Source organism: Pseudomonas sp. AS2.8 (genome assembly GCF_014190935.1).
Taxonomy (GTDB): Bacteria; Pseudomonadota; Gammaproteobacteria; order Pseudomonadales; family Pseudomonadaceae; genus Chryseomonas.
Genome location: NZ_JACHVV010000004.1, coordinates 18,196 through 34,099, shown reverse-complemented (window position 1 = coordinate 34,099; position 15,904 = coordinate 18,196). Strand labels below are relative to the sequence as shown.

Genomic DNA, 15,904 nt, shown 5'->3' with positions numbered 1-15,904 from the left:
ACGGCCTTTGTTCTGAGTGATGCAGAGATGAAAGTCTGCATCGATCATAGATTAGCTATCGGGATAAGTAAACTGTCCGCATGACGGCCCGATAATTAAAGCGGCATTGGTCGCAACAACGATGTTGGCAAAAGGCGAGCAACTTTCAGCAGGACAACAGTTGAACTTGTCGGCCCTTACTTGTCCTTTGCGAAGTCTTTACCCTCGCCGTACAGACGCGCCCCGTGGCGCCTTGCACCGCTCGACGCTGCAGGCGACTGCGCCTAGAATGCAGCCCCTTTTCGTTCGAGGTTGTGCTATGCAAACGTTTCGTCTGGTGATCGCCTGTCCGGACGGGGTAGGTATCGTGGCCAAGGTCAGCAACTTCCTGGCGACCTATAACGGCTGGATTACCGAAGCGAGTCATCATTCGGATACGGAGAGTGGCTGGTTCTTCATGCGCCATGAGATCCGCGCCGATTCACTGCCCTTCGATCTGGCCGGCTTCAGTCAGGCCTTCGCGCCCATCGCGCGGGAATTCTCCATGCAGTGGCGGATCACCGATTCGGCCCAGCGCAAGCGCGTGGTGCTCATGGCCAGCCGCGAATCCCACTGCCTGGCCGACCTGCTGCACCGCTGGCACAGCGGCGAGCTGGATTGCGAGATCCCCTGCGTCATCTCCAACCACGACACCTTGCGCAGCATGGTCGAGTGGCACGGCATTCCCTTCTTCCACGTGCCGGTCGATCCCGCCAACAAGCAGCCGGCCTTCGACGAGGTGTCGCGGCTGATCGATCTGCACCAGGCCGACACCGTGGTCCTGGCGCGCTACATGCAGATCCTGCCGCCGGATCTCTGCGCGCGCTATGCCCATCAGGTGATCAACATCCACCACAGCTTTCTGCCGTCCTTCGTCGGCGCCAAGCCCTACCACCAGGCTTCGCAGCGCGGCGTGAAGCTGATTGGCGCCACTTGCCACTACGTGACCGAAGAGTTGGATGCCGGCCCGATCATTGAGCAGGACGTGGAGCGCGTCAGCCACCGGGACAATGTCGAGGACATGGTGCGGCTGGGCAAGGACGTCGAGAAGATGGTGCTGTCCCGCGGTCTGAGATACCACCTGCAAGAACGGGTCATGGTCCATGGCAACAAGACCGTCATCTTCGACTGACAGCGATTCCCCGGTGGCTGCTCCCGGTACCGCGGAGCAGCCGCCGCGCCTGGGCGAAGGGTGCCTGGCCCGCTACGACCTGCAGGCGATGAGCCTGGAAGGCGGCGCCGATTTCAGTGCCGCCGCGGCGCTCTGGCGGCGGCTGCAGGCACGGCAAGGCGCCGGAGACGCCGTGGCGGACGCTCCGGACAGCGGGGCTGAAGACTCGACTCAGGTGTCCTGAGCGATGGACTCGTCGCTGGTCTTGGCCTTGAGGTCGGCGATCTTGCGCAATTCCGAGGCGAACACCTCGTCCTGTACGGTCGGCCGCTTCTTCCAGGGCTTGCGATCGGGCTTGGGTTGCGCGGCGTAGGTGACGATTTCGCCACCGTAGACATCCTGATAGCGCTGGGCCTGGCGTTCCAGTTCAGCGCGAAGTTGATCTTTGGTCACGGGTTCGATCTTGTTCGAGTGTCGCGAGAGGCGAGCGGTCGTCAGGACCGCTCGAAGCCGGTGCGCAAAGGGCGCGGCTGCGGAGTCTAGCCGCCGCGAGGCCCTTTGCCTATCCCGCTCAATTCAGGATGCGCATGGACAGGTCGACGGCCTTGACGTCCTTGGTCAGGGTGCCGATGGAGATGTAGTCGACACCGGTCTCGGCGATGCCGAGCAGGGTGTCCTGGTTGACGCCCCCCGAGGCCTCCAGCTTGGCCCGGCCTGCGGTCAGGGCCACCGCCGTGCGCATGTCGGCCAGGCTCAGCTCGTCCAGCATGACGATGTCCGCGCCGGCGCTCAGGGCCTGCTCCAGTTCCTGCAGATTTTCCACCTCGACTTCCACCGGACGCCCCGGCGCCAGTTGCCGGGCGGCGGCCACGGCCTGGGCGATGCCGCCACAGGCGGCGATGTGGTTTTCCTTGATCAGGAAGGCGTCGAACAGCCCGATTCTATGGTTGTAGCAGCCGCCGCAGGTGACCGCGTATTTCTGGGCGCGGCGCAGACCGGGCAGGGTCTTGCGGGTATCCAGCAGCCTTACGGCGGTGTCCTGCACCAAGTCGGCATAGTGACGACAGCGGGTGGCGGTGCCGGACAGCAGCTGCAGGAAATTCAGCGCGCTGCGCTCGCCGGTGAGCAGGGCGCGCGCGGGCCCCGCGAGTTCGAACAGCACCTGGTCGGGCGCGACCCGCTCGCCATCGGCCACCTGCCAGCGGACCTCCACCGCGGGATCCAGCACCCGGAACACCTCATCGACCCAGGCCGTGCCCGCCACCACCGCGGCCTCGCGGGTGATGATCCGCGCCCGGGCGTGCTGGCTGGCAGGGATCAGACCGGCCGTGAGGTCGCCACTGCCAACGTCTTCGCGCAGCGCGGCGGCGACATTGTCGGTGATGACCTGGGCAAGATCGGGGAGGGTAGCGCTGGACATGAAAGGACTCCGAAAGGGGCTGCGGGAGGCGAGCGGGCAACTTTAGGGGAGGTTGACGATCTGAGATAGACAACGTTGAGTTATTCTAAGGGCAGGCACTGACTGACAGGTGCCTTGTGAACCCTGTCATGTACTGTGCAGATGCCGATTGGTCGATGCCTTTGCAAAGCAAATAATGGCACATCGACAACGTTTCACCTCGCGGCCAGGGCGGCCAACGTTGTTCAATGCTCCTGTAGTGGAACGCGATTCAGCCGAACGCAAGGACGGTTGTGGGAGGCGGTGGTGCAGAACGACGTAAACGTAGTTCATTTCAAGGCGCTCGGGGAGTCATCTTCCCGATTGCCTGCAGTGCTTTTACCGGTCAGGGATCGCGCCGCTCAGCGACTCAATGCTTCCTTGCAGCAGCTGTTCGACAACGCCGACGATGCGCTGTTTGAAATGGCCGATCGGGCAGGCAGCAACCAGGAACAAAGCCTCTACTTCGAAGCGATGCGCGATCTGCGCCTCAGACGCAAGAGCATCGAGCGCAGCTTTCTCCAGCAGTATTTCGAGCGCTTCGCGGCGCTGAACAACCTGGTCGGCAGCAAGCCGGAAATGCGCCTGGACAGCGTCTCCTACGAAGACCTCAGCCTGGTGCAGAACGATGCGCTGGAAGAAAGCGTCGCCGTGGACACCATGGTGGCCAAGGCGCTCAGCAACAACGCCATGGCCATCAGCCACCTGACCATCCGATTCAATACCCAGCTGTCGAGCAAGCTGGACGACTCGACCCATCCGCTGGGCCCGCGCCGGCTGTGCGAGGCCTTCGTCGAAGCCTGTCGCGATCTCGACACCGACATCAAGGTCAAGCTGATCATCTACAAGCTGTTCGAGCGCTTCGTGCTCAACGGTCTGGGTCAGCTGTACGCGGAATCCAATCGGCAGCTGGTCGATGCGGGCGTACTGCCCCAGCTCAAGGCCATTCCCCAGCAGGTGCCGAGCCGCTCGGCCAAGGGCTACAGCGGACGCACCCCGGCCCACGTCAACAGCGAAGACGACGGCCAGGAGCTCTTCGGCACCCTGCAGGGCCTGCTGGCCCAGCTGCGGACGCCGACCAGTGCGGCCCTGGGTGGCGCAATGGCTGCGGATGAAGGCGTCGCGACCGGTGATGGCCAGGTCATCACCAGCTACGACCTCATGCGCCTGCTGTCGCACCTGCAGCAGCAGATCTCCAGCCAGTCGCTGGAGGGCTACGACCTCAAGGCGCAACTGGGTGTGGCCCTGGGTCGCATCAGCGAGCGCTCGGGTCGAAAGCGCGTGGTGGGGCAGGTCGACGAAGACGTCATCAACCTGGTGGCGATGCTGTTCGAATTCATTCTCGACGACCTCACCCTGCCGGATTCGCTCAAGGCGCTGATCGCCCGCCTGCAGATTCCCATGCTCAAGGTCGCGGTCCTCGACAAGACCTTTTTCAGCCGTGGCAGCCATCCGGCCCGGCGCCTGCTCAACGAGATCGCCGCCGCTTCCCTGGGCTGGGGCGAGCAGAGCGATCTGCAGCGTGACGGCCTCTATCAGAAGATCGAGCAGATCGTGCAGCGCCTGCTGTCCGACTTCGTCGACGATCCGGAGATCTTCGCCGAGCTGCTGGCCGACTTCATGGCCTATGTCAGTGACGAACAGCGGCGCAGCGAATTGCTCGAACAGCGCACCCGCGACGCCGAGGAAGGCCGGGCGCGCGCCGAGATCGCTCGGCTGCAGGTCGAGCACGTCCTCAGTCAGCGCCTGCAGGAACACCCGTTGCCAGCTGCCGTGCAGCGCGTCCTGCGCGAAGCCTGGAGCCAGGTGCTGCTGCTGACCTGCCTGAAGCAGGGCTATGATTCCAGCGAATGGCGCGCAGCGCTCAAGACCATGGACGATCTGATCTGGAGCATCCAGCCGCACCACGACGTGGCGTCGCGCCAGCGCCTGCTGGAGATGGTGCCCGGCCTGCTCAAGGCACTGCGGGAAGGCCTGGCCAGCGCGGCCTTCGATCCCTTCTCTACCTCCGAATTCTTCACCGAACTCGAATCCCTGCACGTCCAGACCTTTCAGCAGACCCGTCCCGAACTGGCGGATGCGGCGGCGGACAAGGAGATTGTGGTGCCGACAGCGGCCCCTGCCGACGAACCCTTCGAGCTGCCACGCGCAGGCGAGCGGATCACCGGGCTGACCAGCGACTCCCTGGAGTGGGTGGATGCCCTCTCAGTGGGCGCCTGGCTGGAGATCCAGGATGTCGAGCAGAAGCTGCGCTGCAAGCTGGCCGCGGTCATCCGGCCCATGGGTCGTCTGGTCTTCGTCAATCGGACCGGCATGAAGGTGCTGGATCGCACCCGTGAGGAACTGGCGCTGGATTACCAGGAAGGTCGGGTGCGGCTGCTGGACGATGCCCTGCTGTTCGACCGGGCCATGACCTCGGTGATCGGCAACCTGCGGGGCCAGTCGTCGTCCTGAGTGTTCTGCGCAAGGCAAAAAAGCCGTCCCGAGGGACGGCTTTTTTCATGCCTGCGCCAAACGCTTAGTGCAGCTTGAGGCGCGGTTCGGTCTTGCGTCTCAGGTGATCGCCGGCAAACAGCGCCAGGGCGCGCAGCGGGCCATAGAGGGCGACTTGGTGCATCCGGTACAGCGAGACATAGAAGGTCCGTGCCAGCCAGCCTTCCAGGGTCAGGCTGCCCAGGGCGCCGCCCATGAGATTGCCCACCGCGCTGAAGCGCGACAGCGAGATCAGCGAGCCGTAGTCCTTGTAGACATAGTCGGGCAGCGGCTTGCCTTCCAGCCGCGCCTTGAAGGTCTTGACCAGCAGCGAGGCCTGCTGGTGGGCGGACTGGGCGCGCGGCGGCACGGTGCGGGTGTCGCCGGGCGTCAGCGGGCAGGCCGCGCAATCACCCAGGGCGAAGACATTCGGATCACGGGTGGTCTGCAGCGTCGAGTTGACCACCAGCTGGTTGATGCGATTGGTCTCCAGGCCCGCCAGGTCCTTGAGAAAGGCCGGGGCGCGAATACCGGCGGCCCAGACCTTGAGGCTGGCCGGAACGAATTCGCCCGCGGTCTGCAGGCCGTCGGCGCGGACCTCCTTGACCGCCGAGCCGGTCAGCACCCGCACGCCGAGCTTCTCCAGGGTGCGGTGCGCCTGGCCGGCGATCCGCTCGGGCAGCGCCGGCAGGATGCGCGGACCGGCCTCGACGAGGGTGATGCGCAGGTCTTCGGGACGGATGCGGTCCATGCCGTAGGCCTGCAGCTCTTCGGCGGCATTGCGCAATTCGGCGGCCAGTTCCACGCCAGTGGCGCCGGCACCGACGATGGCCACCTCGATGTATTCGCCCGGCTGCTCGCTGACATGGGCGCGCAGGTAGTGGGTCAGCAGCTTGCGGTGGAAGCGTTCGGCCTGGGCCCGGGTGTCGAGGAAGATGCAGTTTTCCGCAGCGCCCGGCGTACCGAAATCGTTGGTGGTACTGCCGATGGCCAGCACCAGGGAGTCGTAGCCGATCTCCCGTTCCGGGACCAGGATGGCGCCGTCGTCCTCGATCGCGGCCAGTTGCACCTTGCGGCGCTCGCGATCCAGCCCGGTCATGCGTCCGAGCTGGAATTCGAAGTGGTTCCACTTGGCCTGGGCGACATAGCTGAGCTCGTCCTCGGTGGAGTTGAGCGAGCCGGCGGCCACCTCGTGCAACAGCGGTTTCCACAGGTGGGTGGCGTTGGCGTCGATCAGCACGATCTGCGCCTGGTCGCGCTTGCCGAGGCTACGGCCCAGGCGGGTAGCCAGTTCCAGGCCGCCGGCGCCGCCGCCGACGATAACGATGCGATGGGTCATGGAGAGCACTCATAGAGAAGGAAAGCATGAGCCGGACCGGGCGCGTCGCCGCAAGCGGGCGCAGTCCCGGGCCGGTGGAAATCTGGGGTCGTCGAAGCGCGCGAGTCGAGACATCTAGCAAGGAAGATGGGCGAAAAGTCATGACTTTCAAGGGAAGCGGCTTGCATCTGCTCTGGTAAGGACATCTGCGGCGACGAGAGGTAGTGCTAGTTTAACCGGGCTGACCCGGCCATTCGACCTTGGAGAAACTGGGGTCAATCCAGGACTTCCACCCGATCGCCCAGGCGGATGATGCCGCTTTCCAGCACCCGGGTCGTGAGGCCGCCATGGCCGCGCATGGCCTGGAAGGTCCCCGGGCCGAGGCGTTCTTCCAGGCGCGCGCAGGGCTGGCACCAGCCCGTGGTCTCTAGGATCGCCTGGCCGATGCGAAAGCGCCGGTTCTTCAGGCTGAACAGATTGATCCCGGCGATGGCCAGATTGCGGCGCAGATCGGCGGGTGCGACGGTCTTGCCGATCAGCGCGGCCACCACCGGCAGGTGTTCCCACTGGATCAGGGTGACCTGGCGCTGGTTGCGCGCGGTAGGGCGGGCATGATCGCCGGTCAGGCCCGCGTCACGCCGGGCTTCCACGGCCTCGATCTCGACCATGGGTGCGCGGGAGGCGGGTCGCACGCCGATCCAGCGCACCTCGCCGGACTGGGGGACATGGGCGAGCAGTTCTTTGAGGGGGATCATGGGGCTCCTCGACGCGATGGTGGTGCCAATTCGAGCGGTAGGGCAGGATAACGGCCTCGATAGACCGTTCAAGAGAGGATGCCATGCGCGCTGGAGTTCTGGCGTTGTTGCTGTCGTGCCTGCTGCTGCCCCTAACCGCCCTGGCGCTCGAACCCGGCGAGCGGGTGGCGCCCTTCACCCTGCTCGATCAGCGTGACCAGCCCTATACCTTCGACGACCAGCTGCAGGTCCTGCTGGTGGCGCGCAGCATGAGCGGCTCCGGCCTGGTCAAGGAAGCCATGCGCGACCAGCCGGCAAACTATATCGACGGCACCCGGGTGGCCTACATCGCCGACATCAGCAGCATGCCGGCAGCCATCACCCGGATGTTTGCCGTACCCGCCATGCGCAAGTATGGCTACCGGGTCCTGCTCGATCGCGAATCGCGCATCGTGCCGCGCTTTCCGGGCGCTGCCGACAAGGTGCTTTGGGTGACCCTCGACCATGGTCGCTTCGTCAGCCAGCGTGAATTCAGCGACGCCAGCGCGCTGCGTGACGCGCTCAAGGCCAAGGCCCGCTGATGGACAGGGTGTTCGTCGATGGCTGGTATCGCGAGGCGCGGCTGTGTCCTTCGCCCAACCACAACGAACGCCCGACAGGGACCGAGGTGTCCCTGCTGGTGATCCACAACATCAGCTTGCCGCCCGGGCAATTCGGCACCGGCTGCGTCCAGGCGTTCTTCCAGAATTGCCTGGATCATTCGGCCCACCCCTTCTTCGCGGAGATCGCCGAGCTGAGGGTGGCGGCGCACTTTCTCATCGAGCGCGACGGGGCGGTGACCCAGTTCGTCTCCTGCGCGCAACGCGCCTGGCATGCCGGCGTTTCGTTCTTCGACGGACGCGAGAACTGCAACGACTTCTCCCTGGGCATCGAACTGGAAGGCACGGACGACCTGGCCTACACCGACGCCCAGTACCGTGCCCTGGGGCGGCTGACGCGGGCGCTGCAGCGCGCCTATCCGGCGATCACCGCCGAGCGCATCCAGGGCCACAGCGATATCGCCCCGGGGCGCAAGACCGATCCGGGACCGGCGTTCGACTGGCAGCGTCTGTACGCCGAGTTGCAGGACGGCGACGTCTAGGCCAGCCGCTCCGCGTCCCAGCCGAACACTGCGCAGGCATTGCGGGTGGTAACGGTGGCCAGGGTCTCGGGTGAGACCTGCCAGAGGGGCGCCAGAGCGGCGCAGATGGCCGGCAGATGGGTGGGGCTGTTGCGCACGTCCGGATGCATGGCCGGTGGCATGTCGGGAGCATCGGTCTCCAGCACGATGCCTTCCAGCGGCAACTGTGGCAGTACCCGCTGCAGTCTTTTCGCCTGCGGCCAGGTGGGCGCGCCACCCAGGCCGATCTTGAAGCCCAGGCGCAGGTATTCGCGGGCTTCTTCATAGCTGCCGGAAAAGGCGTGGGCGATGCCGGCCCGGGGTGGCTTGAGACGTTTCAGGATCCTGACCACATCGGCATGGGCGCGGCGCACGTGCAGCAGCACCGGCAACTCCAGTTCCATGGCCAGGCGCACCTGCTGCTCGAAGAACCAGGCCTGGCGCGCCTTGTCCGGCGCCGCGACGAAATAGTCCAGACCGATCTCGCCCAGGGCGCAGAGGCGGGGATCGCTGCGGCGTTCCAGGCAGAAGGCCCGGAGCGCCTCGACATCGGCCTCCTGATGGCGCTGCAGGTACAGCGGATGCAGGCCGGGCGCCGCATGGAGGCCGGTGTTAGCCGTGGCGACCCGCCAGAGTTGCGGCCACTGGCTGCGCTCGACGCCGATCAGCACCTGGCGGACCACCCCGAGGCGCGCGCATTCGGCCAGCAGGCCCGGTCGCGCGGCGTCGAAGCCGGGATAGTCCAGGTGGTTGTGGGTGTCGATCAGCAGGCTCATGACAGGCGGCGTTTGAGCACCCTCGGGATGGCCTGCACTCCGGGCAGGTAGTGGTCGTTTTCCAGGGCGTCCAGCATCAGCTCCAGGGCGCGCTCGGTGATGACTTCGTGCTGCTGGGAGATGGCGTTGACCTTGAACGGCAGGTAGTCGAGCAACTGGGTGTCGCCAAAGGTGGCCAGGCGCAGGGTGTCGCCTTCGCCCAGCGGATGATCGCGCAGCACGTCCAGCACGCCCTGCAGCAGCACATAGGAGGTGGTCAGCAGCGCCTCGGGCCAGTGGCCGAGCTCTTCGATCATGGCCAGCGCCTGGGCGCGACCGCCTTCCCGGCTGTAGTGGGGGGCATGTCGCTCCCAGTGGCGTGCCGGATGATCGGCGAGGGCGGCGGCGAAGCCGGCGGCGCGGGCGCGGCTGATGGCCAGGTCGGGGCGGGCGCCGATCAGCGCGATGCTGTGGGTGTCCGGCGTCAGCAGCGTGGCCGCCAGTTGCCGACCGGCGGTGTGGTCGTCGCTGACCACCGAACAGAATTGCGCCGGATCGAGCTGGCGGTCGATGGCGATGATCGGGATGTTGTGTTCCTGCAGTTGCCGGTAGGGGGCGTCGTCCTCGGCCAGGCTGCTGGCGGTGAACAGGCCGTCGCAGCGGCGGGCGCGAAACAGCGCGATGAGCTGGCGTTCGCTGTCGGGATTGTCGTCGGTGCAGGCGATCAGCAGCTGATAGCCCCGCGCCCGTGCCCGGCGTTCCAGCTGCTTGGCCAGGCGCGCGTAGCTGGGATTCTCCAGGTCGGGCAGCAGGAAGCCCAGGGTGTGGGTGGCCCCGCGGCGCAGGCCGGCGGCACGTTGGTCGGGCTGGTAGCCGTGGGCTTCGACCACGGCCATGACCCGCGCCACGGTCGCCGCGCTGATGCGTCTTTGCGCGGCCTTGCCGTTGATGACGTAGCTCGCGGTGGTGAGGGATACGCCGGCCAATTGGGCGATGTCGCTGAGTTTCACGCCTGTTCCTCATGGGACCTGAATGGCCTGGCGCTGTACGGCGCTGGCGAGACGGTCTTTATTGTGTGTTGTGCTTCAAGGATCGGCGATTATCGAGTAACGTTCCAGTCCCATTGGGTGAAACGTTTCAGCTTTCTGTTGTCCGAGGGCTGGCACGAATCTGCCAAGGGCCCTGCCACGCCTCTCCCGACGCGATTGCAGGGCTGAGCGAGCCGGCAAGCATCTATTACAAGAAAGGCACGGCGCCAGGATCAGGCGCGCGGCGCCGGAGGTATCCTTCCATGTTCGAACTCAATGCCCAGCATATCCGCATGGCCCAGCAGGCGCCGGACAAAGCGACCGCCCTGGCCATGCTCGCCGAGTCCCTGGTGACCGACGGTCTGGTCGCCCCGGGTTATCTCGACGGGCTCAAGGCCCGCGAGGCCCAGGGCTCCACCTACCTCGGCCAGGGTATCGCCATTCCCCATGGTACGCCGCAGACCCGCGACCAGGTGTTCGTCACCGGCGTGCGGATGATGCAATTCCCGCACGGGGTGGACTGGGGCGACGGTCAGCTGACCTACCTGGCCATCGCCATCGCCGCCAAATCCGACGAACACCTGCGCATCCTGCAGCTGCTGACCCGCGCCCTGGGCGAAAGCGACCTGCAACAGGCCCTGCGCGACGCCCGCGAACCCCAGCAGATCCTCGACCTGCTGCAGGGCGCGCCCCAGGCGCTGGCGCTGGATGAAGAACTGGTGCAGCTGGCCATCGATGCCGAGGACCTGGAAGACCTGGCCTGGCAGGGTGCGCGCATGCTCAAGCACATGGAATGCGTGGGGGCCGGTTTCGCCGGTGCCCTGCAGGCCAGCCAGCCGCTGCCGCTGGGCGACGGCCTCTGGTGGCTGAACAGCGAGACTGCGGTGAAACGCCCCGGCCTGGCCTTCGTCACCCCGCTGCAGACCCTGCAGGTGCAGGAGCAGCCGGTGCGCGGCCTGTTCTGCCTCGCCAGCCTGGGCGAGGGCCATCGCGCCCTGCTCGAACGCCTCTGCGATCTGCTCGTCGCCGGCCGTGGCCAGGAGCTGGCCCAGGCCACCTCCCGGCGTGCCGTGCTCGAAGCCCTGGGCGGCGAAGTCGCCCCGGACTGGCCCAGTGCCCAGGTGGTGCTGGCCAATGCCCATGGCCTGCACGCCCGTCCAGCCAAGGAGCTGGCGCGGCTGGCCAAGGCCTATGACGGCGAGATCCGCGTGCGCGTAGACCACGGCGCCCCGGTCTCGGCCAAGAGTCTGTCGCGGCTGCTGGCGCTCGGCGCCCGTCGCGGCCAGACCCTGGAATTCCTGGTCGAGCCCGGCACCCCGGCCGCGGCCGCGCTGAACGATCTGATCGGCGCCGTGCAGGCCGGTCTCGGCGAAGAAGTGGAACCGGTCACCGCCAGCACCCCGGCTCCGGCCGGTGCCGCCCGGGTCACCGCCATCAGCCTGGTGGACCCCTCCGAACAGCTGCCGCTGGCCCCGGGCGATCGCGCCCAGGCCGTGGCCGCCGCCCCCGGCCTGGCCGTGGGCCCGGCCCATGTGGTGGCACCCCAGCACTTCGACTACCCCGCCACTGGCGAAGGCGCCGCCGCCGAACGCCAGCGCCTGGACACGGCCCTGGCCGCGGTACGCGCCGACATCGAGGCGCTCATCGCGCGCAGCGAGGCCAGCGCCCTGCGCGAGATCTTCCTGACCCACCTGGAGATGCTGGAAGACCCGGATCTGCAGCAGGGCATCGCCGCCCGGCTCAAGGCCAACGCCAGCGCCGCCGCGGCCTGGGACGCCCAGATCGAGGAAGCGGCCAGCCAGCAGGAAGCCCTGCACGACCGGCTGCTCGCCGAACGCGCCGCCGACCTGCGCGACGTCGGTCGTCGGGTACTGGCCCAGCTGTGCGGGGTCGAATCCGCCCGCGAACCCGAAGAACCCTATGTGCTGGTGATGGACGAGGTCGGTCCGGGCGATGTGGCGCGGCTGGATCGCGAGCGCGTCTGCGGCATCCTCACCGCCCGTGGTGGCGCCAGCTCCCACAGCGCCATCGTCGCCCGCGCCCTGGGCATCCCGGCCATCGTCGGCGCCGGTCGCCGGGTGCTGGACCTGGCGCCGCGCAGCGTGCTGCTGCTGGATGGCGACAAGGGCACCCTGGAAATCGCCCCGGATGCCGGCCGCATCGAGGCCGTGCAGCGCGAGCGCGAGGTCCAGGCCGAGCGCCGCCGCGCCGCCGAGGCCCGGCGGTTCGAAAGCGCCACCACCCGCGATGGCCACCACGTCGAGATCGCCGTGAACCTGGGCGATACCGCCCAGGCCGCCGCCGCGGTGGAGCAGGGCGCCGAAGCCGTCGGCCTGCTGCGGACGGAGCTGGTGTTCATGAGTCATGACAGCGCGCCCGACGAGGCCGCCCAGGAGCAGGAATACCGCCGCGCCCTCGATGGCCTGGCCGGCAAGCCGCTGGTGGTGCGCACCCTGGACGTCGGTGGCGACAAGCCGCTGCCCTATCTGCCGCTGCCGCCGGAAGAGAATCCCTTCCTCGGCATCCGTGGCATCCGCCTGACCCTGCGCCGCCCCGAGCTGCTGGAAACCCAGCTGCGCGCCCTGCTCAAGGCCGCCGACGGCCGGCCACTGCGGATCATGTTCCCCATGATCGGCCGGGTCGAGGAGTGGCGCCAGGCGCGTGACATCCTCGACCGCCTGCGCGAGGAGATCCCCACCACCGACCTGCAGGTCGGCATCATGATCGAGGTGCCCTCGGCCGCGCTGCTGGCGCCGGTGCTGGCTCCGGAAGTGGACTTCTTCAGCGTCGGTACCAATGACCTGACGCAATACACCCTGGCCATCGACCGCGGCCACCCGCTGCTGTCCGGCGAGGCCGATGGCCTGCATCCCAGCGTGCTGCGCCTGATCGACATGACGGTGCGTGCCGCCCATGCCCACGGCAAGTGGGTGGGCGTCTGCGGCGAGCTGGCGGCCGACCCCCTGGCGGTGCCGGTACTGGTCGGCCTGGGTGTGGACGAGCTGTCGGTCTCGGCCCGCAGCGTGCCCCTGGTCAAGGCCCGGGTTCGCGAACTGGAGCTGCGCCTGGTGCAGTCCTGCGCCGCCCGCGCCCTGGAACTGGCCACCGCCGCGGAAGTGCGGCAGAGCGTGGAGGCCCTGCGATGAGCCGCATCCTCACCCTGACCCTCAACCCGGCGCTGGACCTCACCGTCCAGCTGCCGGAGCTCAAGCCCGGCGCGGTGAATCGCAGCGAGGCGGTGATCGTCCATGCCGCCGGCAAGGGCATCAACGTCGCCCAGGTGCTGGCCGATCTTGGCCATGACCTGACCGTGAGCGGCTTTCTCGGTGCCGACAACGCCACCGCCTTCGAGGCGCTGTTCGCCCGCCGCGGCTTCACCGATGCCTTCGTCCGGGTCGCCGGCGAAACCCGCAGCAATCTCAAGCTGGCCGAGGCCGCCGGGCGCATCACCGACATCAACGGGCCCGGCCCGGAGGTGTCCGCCGCGGCCCAGCAGGAATTGCTCGAGACCCTGGATCGTCTCGCGCCCGGCCATGACGCCGTGGTGGTGGCCGGCAGCCTGCCGCGCGGGGTGACGCCCGAGTGGCTGGCCGCGCTGGTCGGTCGCCTCAAGTCGCTGGGTCTGCCGGTGGCGCTGGACACCAGTGGCGCCGCCTTGCGCGCCGCCCTGGCCGCCGGTCCCTGGCTGATCAAGCCCAATACCGAGGAACTGGCCGAAGCCTGTGGTGCACCGGCCGAGACCGCCACCGAGCAGGCGCTGCTGGTCGAGCAGCTGCGGGCCCTCGGCATCGAGCACCTGGTGATCTCCCAGGGCGCCGACGGCGTGCGCTGGTACGGTCGGCAGACCCTGGAGGCGCAGCCGCCCAAGGTCACCGTGGCGAGCACCGTCGGGGCGGGGGATTCCCTGCTGGCCGGCATGCTGCACGGCCTGCTCACCGGCCAGTCGCCGGAGCGCACCCTGACCACGGCCACCGCCATCGCGGCCCTGGCGGTCACCCAGATCGGCTTCGGCATCAACGATCCCGCGCAACTCGCCGTCTTCGAAGACCAGGTGCAGGTACGCGTCCTTCCCGACTTTCCGCTAGAACAAGAATCAGGGGTAAACCCATGAACATCGCCATCGTCACGACCTGCCCGACCGGCATGGTCACCAGCGTGCTCAGTGCGCGCCTGCTGGACGCCGCCGCCCAGCGCCGCGGCTGGACCACCAGCGTCGAGATCCACGACGGCCCCGAGGCCACCCTGCTGACCGACGACCAGGTGGCGCGCGCCGAACTGGTGGTGGTGGTCCATACCGGGGCGGTCGACCTGTCCCGCTTCGTCGGCAAGCGTGTCTATCGCGCCGCGCCGGCCGAAGCCCTGCGTGACGTCGATGCCTTCCTGCAACGCGCCGCCAGCGAGGCGAAGGTGCTGGAACAGGCCCCGGCAACCAGTGGCGCTGCGCCGAGCGCGCCGGCCAGTGCCAGCGAGACGCCACGGCTGGTGGCCATCACCGCCTGCCCAACGGGGGTCGCCCACACCTTCATGGCGGCCGAGGCGCTGCAGAACGCGGCCAAGAAGCTCGGCTATCGCCTGCACCTGGAAACCCAGGGCTCGGTGGGGGCGCGCAATCCGCTGCCGGCCGAGGCCATCCGCGACGCCGACGTGGTGCTGCTGGCCACCGACATCGAGGTCAATGTCGAGCGCTTCGCCGGCAAGCGCGTCTATCGCTGCGGCACCGGGGTCGCCCTCAAGCAACCCGAGGCGACGATCAAGAAGGCCCTGGCCGAGGGCGAAACCCTGGCCGGCAGCGCCGCGCCAGCGGCGGGCGAGGGCGCCAAGCCCGCCAAGAAGGAAGGCGCGGGTGTCTACAAGCACCTGCTCACCGGGGTGTCCTACATGCTGCCGATGGTGGTGGCGGGCGGTCTGCTGATCGCCCTGTCCTTCGTCTTCGGCATCGAGGCCTTCAAGGAGCCGGGCACCCTGGCGGCGGCGCTGATGCAGATCGGCGGCGAATCGGCCTTCAAGCTGATGGTCCCGGTACTGGCCGGCTACATCGCCTATTCCATCGCCGACCGTCCGGGCCTCGCGCCCGGCATGATCGGCGGCTGGCTGGCCGCCAGTCTGGGCAGTGGCTTCATCGGCGGCATCATCGCTGGCTTCCTGGCCGGCTACGTGGCCAAGGCCATCGCCCAGCACGTCAAACTGCCGGCCAGCGTCGAGGCGCTCAAGCCGATCCTGATCATCCCGCTGTTCGCCAGCCTCATCGTCGGCCTGGTGATGATCTATCTGGTCGGCACCCCGGTGGCCGGTGCCCTGAGTCGACTCACCGACTTCCTCAACAACCTGGGCACCAGCAACGCCGTGCTGCTCGGCCTGATCCTCGGCGCCATGATGTGCATCGACTTCGGCGGCCCGATCAACAAGGCCGCCTATGCCTTCACCGTCGGCCTGCTGGCGTCCAAGACCTACGGTCCCATGGCCGCCACCATGGCAGCCGGCATGGTGCCGCCCATCGGCATGGGCATCGCCACCCTGTTGGCGCGCCACAAGTTCGCCCAGAGCGAGCGCGAGGCGGGCAAGGCGGCCTCGGTGCTGGGGCTGTGCTTCATTTCCGAGGGGGCGATTCCCTTCGCCGCCAAGGACCCGCTGCGGGTGATCCCGGCCAGCGTCATCGGCGGTGCCCTCACCGGCGCCCTGGTGATGCTGTTCAACTGCAAGCTGATGGCGCCCCACGGTGGCCTCTTCGTGCTGCTGATCCCCAACGCCATCAGCCATGCCTGGCTGTATCTGGGCGCCATCGCCGCCGGCAGTCTGGTGACCGGGGTCATCTACGCGGTGCTCAAGCGCAACGAGGCCGCCACCGAACTGGTCCCCGCGGCCTGATCAGGG

At 67.5% G+C, this 15,904-nt stretch carries 14 protein-coding genes; 8 read left to right on the top strand and 6 right to left on the bottom strand.

The features are described from left to right. The first annotated feature begins 298 nt into the window (after positions 1 to 298). Together purU and FHR73_RS16820 are read left to right on the top strand one after the other, a co-directional pair. Entirely contained in the window at positions 299 to 1,150 is an 852-nt protein-coding gene (purU, locus tag FHR73_RS16825) for a formyltetrahydrofolate deformylase (RefSeq protein WP_132832880.1), read from the top strand. Positions 1,151 to 1,163: 13 nt separating this feature from the next. Further along, on the top strand, positions 1,164 to 1,373 hold the full coding sequence (locus FHR73_RS16820) for a hypothetical protein (RefSeq protein ID WP_183632829.1): 210 nt from the start codon (positions 1,164 to 1,166) through the stop codon (positions 1,371 to 1,373). On the opposite strand, the gene FHR73_RS16815 is transcribed toward FHR73_RS16820, so the two are convergent. Then, positions 1,361 to 1,582, bottom strand: coding sequence for a hypothetical protein (locus FHR73_RS16815; protein ID WP_183632828.1), 222 nt, complete (start codon positions 1,580 to 1,582; stop codon positions 1,361 to 1,363). The genes FHR73_RS16820 and FHR73_RS16815 overlap by 13 nt on opposite strands. 118 nt (positions 1,583 to 1,700) lie before the next feature. After that, complete coding sequence (gene nadC, locus FHR73_RS16810) at positions 1,701 to 2,549, bottom strand: carboxylating nicotinate-nucleotide diphosphorylase (protein ID WP_183632827.1); 849 nt, start codon at positions 2,547 to 2,549, stop codon at positions 1,701 to 1,703. Positions 2,550 to 2,834: 285 nt separating this feature from the next. On the opposite strand from nadC, the gene FHR73_RS16805 reads away from it, so the two are divergent. Then, complete coding sequence (locus FHR73_RS16805; RefSeq protein WP_183632825.1) at positions 2,835 to 5,021, top strand: DUF1631 domain-containing protein; 2,187 nt, start codon at positions 2,835 to 2,837, stop codon at positions 5,019 to 5,021. Positions 5,022 to 5,085: 64 nt separating this feature from the next. On the opposite strand, the gene FHR73_RS16800 is transcribed toward FHR73_RS16805, so the two are convergent. Together FHR73_RS16800 and FHR73_RS16795 are read right to left on the bottom strand one after the other, a co-directional pair. Beyond that, entirely contained in the window at positions 5,086 to 6,378 is a 1,293-nt protein-coding gene (locus tag FHR73_RS16800; RefSeq protein WP_183632823.1) for an NAD(P)/FAD-dependent oxidoreductase, read from the bottom strand. 254 nt (positions 6,379 to 6,632) lie between these two features. Continuing rightward, on the bottom strand, positions 6,633 to 7,112 hold the full coding sequence (locus FHR73_RS16795; RefSeq protein WP_183632821.1) for an MOSC domain-containing protein: 480 nt from the start codon (positions 7,110 to 7,112) through the stop codon (positions 6,633 to 6,635). Positions 7,113 to 7,195: 83 nt separating this feature from the next. Between FHR73_RS16795 and FHR73_RS16790 the strand changes: the two genes are divergently transcribed. Both FHR73_RS16790 and ampD read left to right on the top strand, forming a co-directional pair. Next, the gene (locus tag FHR73_RS16790; protein WP_183632819.1) at positions 7,196 to 7,672 is read left to right on the top strand and encodes an FAD/FMN-containing dehydrogenase; all 477 of its coding nucleotides are present in this window, start codon (positions 7,196 to 7,198) and stop codon (positions 7,670 to 7,672) included. Further along, complete coding sequence (gene ampD, locus FHR73_RS16785; protein WP_183632817.1) at positions 7,672 to 8,232, top strand: 1,6-anhydro-N-acetylmuramyl-L-alanine amidase AmpD; 561 nt, start codon at positions 7,672 to 7,674, stop codon at positions 8,230 to 8,232. Before FHR73_RS16790 ends, ampD begins: the two co-directional genes overlap by 1 nt. Here the strand turns inward: ampD and FHR73_RS16780 are convergent. Continuing rightward, positions 8,229 to 9,026, bottom strand: a complete 798-nt coding sequence (locus FHR73_RS16780) for a TatD family hydrolase (RefSeq protein ID WP_183632815.1) — start codon at positions 9,024 to 9,026, stop codon at positions 8,229 to 8,231. The genes ampD and FHR73_RS16780 overlap by 4 nt on opposite strands. Beyond that, the gene (cra, locus tag FHR73_RS16775) at positions 9,023 to 10,015 is read right to left on the bottom strand and encodes a catabolite repressor/activator (RefSeq protein ID WP_183632813.1); all 993 of its coding nucleotides are present in this window, start codon (positions 10,013 to 10,015) and stop codon (positions 9,023 to 9,025) included. Before cra ends, FHR73_RS16780 begins: the two co-directional genes overlap by 4 nt. A 281-nt stretch (positions 10,016 to 10,296) precedes the next feature. Here cra and ptsP point away from each other — a divergent pair, with 281 nt between their 5' ends. Genes ptsP through FHR73_RS16760 form a run of 3 tightly spaced genes read left to right on the top strand, consistent with a single transcriptional unit; the run spans position 10,297 to position 15,898 of the window. Then, positions 10,297 to 13,179: a phosphoenolpyruvate--protein phosphotransferase gene (ptsP, locus tag FHR73_RS16770; protein ID WP_183632811.1), complete on the top strand. Its 2,883-nt coding sequence runs from the start codon at positions 10,297 to 10,299 to the stop codon at positions 13,177 to 13,179. Beyond that, positions 13,176 to 14,144: a 1-phosphofructokinase gene (gene pfkB, locus FHR73_RS16765; RefSeq protein ID WP_183632809.1), complete on the top strand. Its 969-nt coding sequence runs from the start codon at positions 13,176 to 13,178 to the stop codon at positions 14,142 to 14,144. Before ptsP ends, pfkB begins: the two co-directional genes overlap by 4 nt. Next, entirely contained in the window at positions 14,141 to 15,898 is a 1,758-nt protein-coding gene (locus FHR73_RS16760) for a PTS fructose-like transporter subunit IIB (protein ID WP_183632807.1), read from the top strand. The genes pfkB and FHR73_RS16760 overlap by 4 nt, the downstream gene beginning before the upstream one ends. Positions 15,899 to 15,904 lie beyond the last annotated feature (6 nt).

Coding starts and splice junctions, on each gene's coding strand:
- purU (WP_132832880.1), top strand. CDS start 299: ATGCAAACGTTTCGTCTGGTGATCGCCTGTCCGGACGGGGTAGGTATC.
- nadC (WP_183632827.1), bottom strand. CDS start 2,549: ATGTCCAGCGCTACCCTCCCCGATCTTGCCCAGGTCATCACCGACAAT.
- FHR73_RS16800 (WP_183632823.1), bottom strand. CDS start 6,378: ATGACCCATCGCATCGTTATCGTCGGCGGCGGCGCCGGCGGCCTGGAA.
- FHR73_RS16795 (WP_183632821.1), bottom strand. CDS start 7,112: ATGATCCCCCTCAAAGAACTGCTCGCCCATGTCCCCCAGTCCGGCGAG.
- FHR73_RS16790 (WP_183632819.1), top strand. CDS start 7,196: ATGCGCGCTGGAGTTCTGGCGTTGTTGCTGTCGTGCCTGCTGCTGCCC.
- ampD (WP_183632817.1), top strand. CDS start 7,672: ATGGACAGGGTGTTCGTCGATGGCTGGTATCGCGAGGCGCGGCTGTGT.
- FHR73_RS16780 (WP_183632815.1), bottom strand. CDS start 9,026: ATGAGCCTGCTGATCGACACCCACAACCACCTGGACTATCCCGGCTTC.
- ptsP (WP_183632811.1), top strand. CDS start 10,297: ATGTTCGAACTCAATGCCCAGCATATCCGCATGGCCCAGCAGGCGCCG.
- pfkB (WP_183632809.1), top strand. CDS start 13,176: ATGAGCCGCATCCTCACCCTGACCCTCAACCCGGCGCTGGACCTCACC.
- FHR73_RS16760 (WP_183632807.1), top strand. CDS start 14,141: ATGAACATCGCCATCGTCACGACCTGCCCGACCGGCATGGTCACCAGC.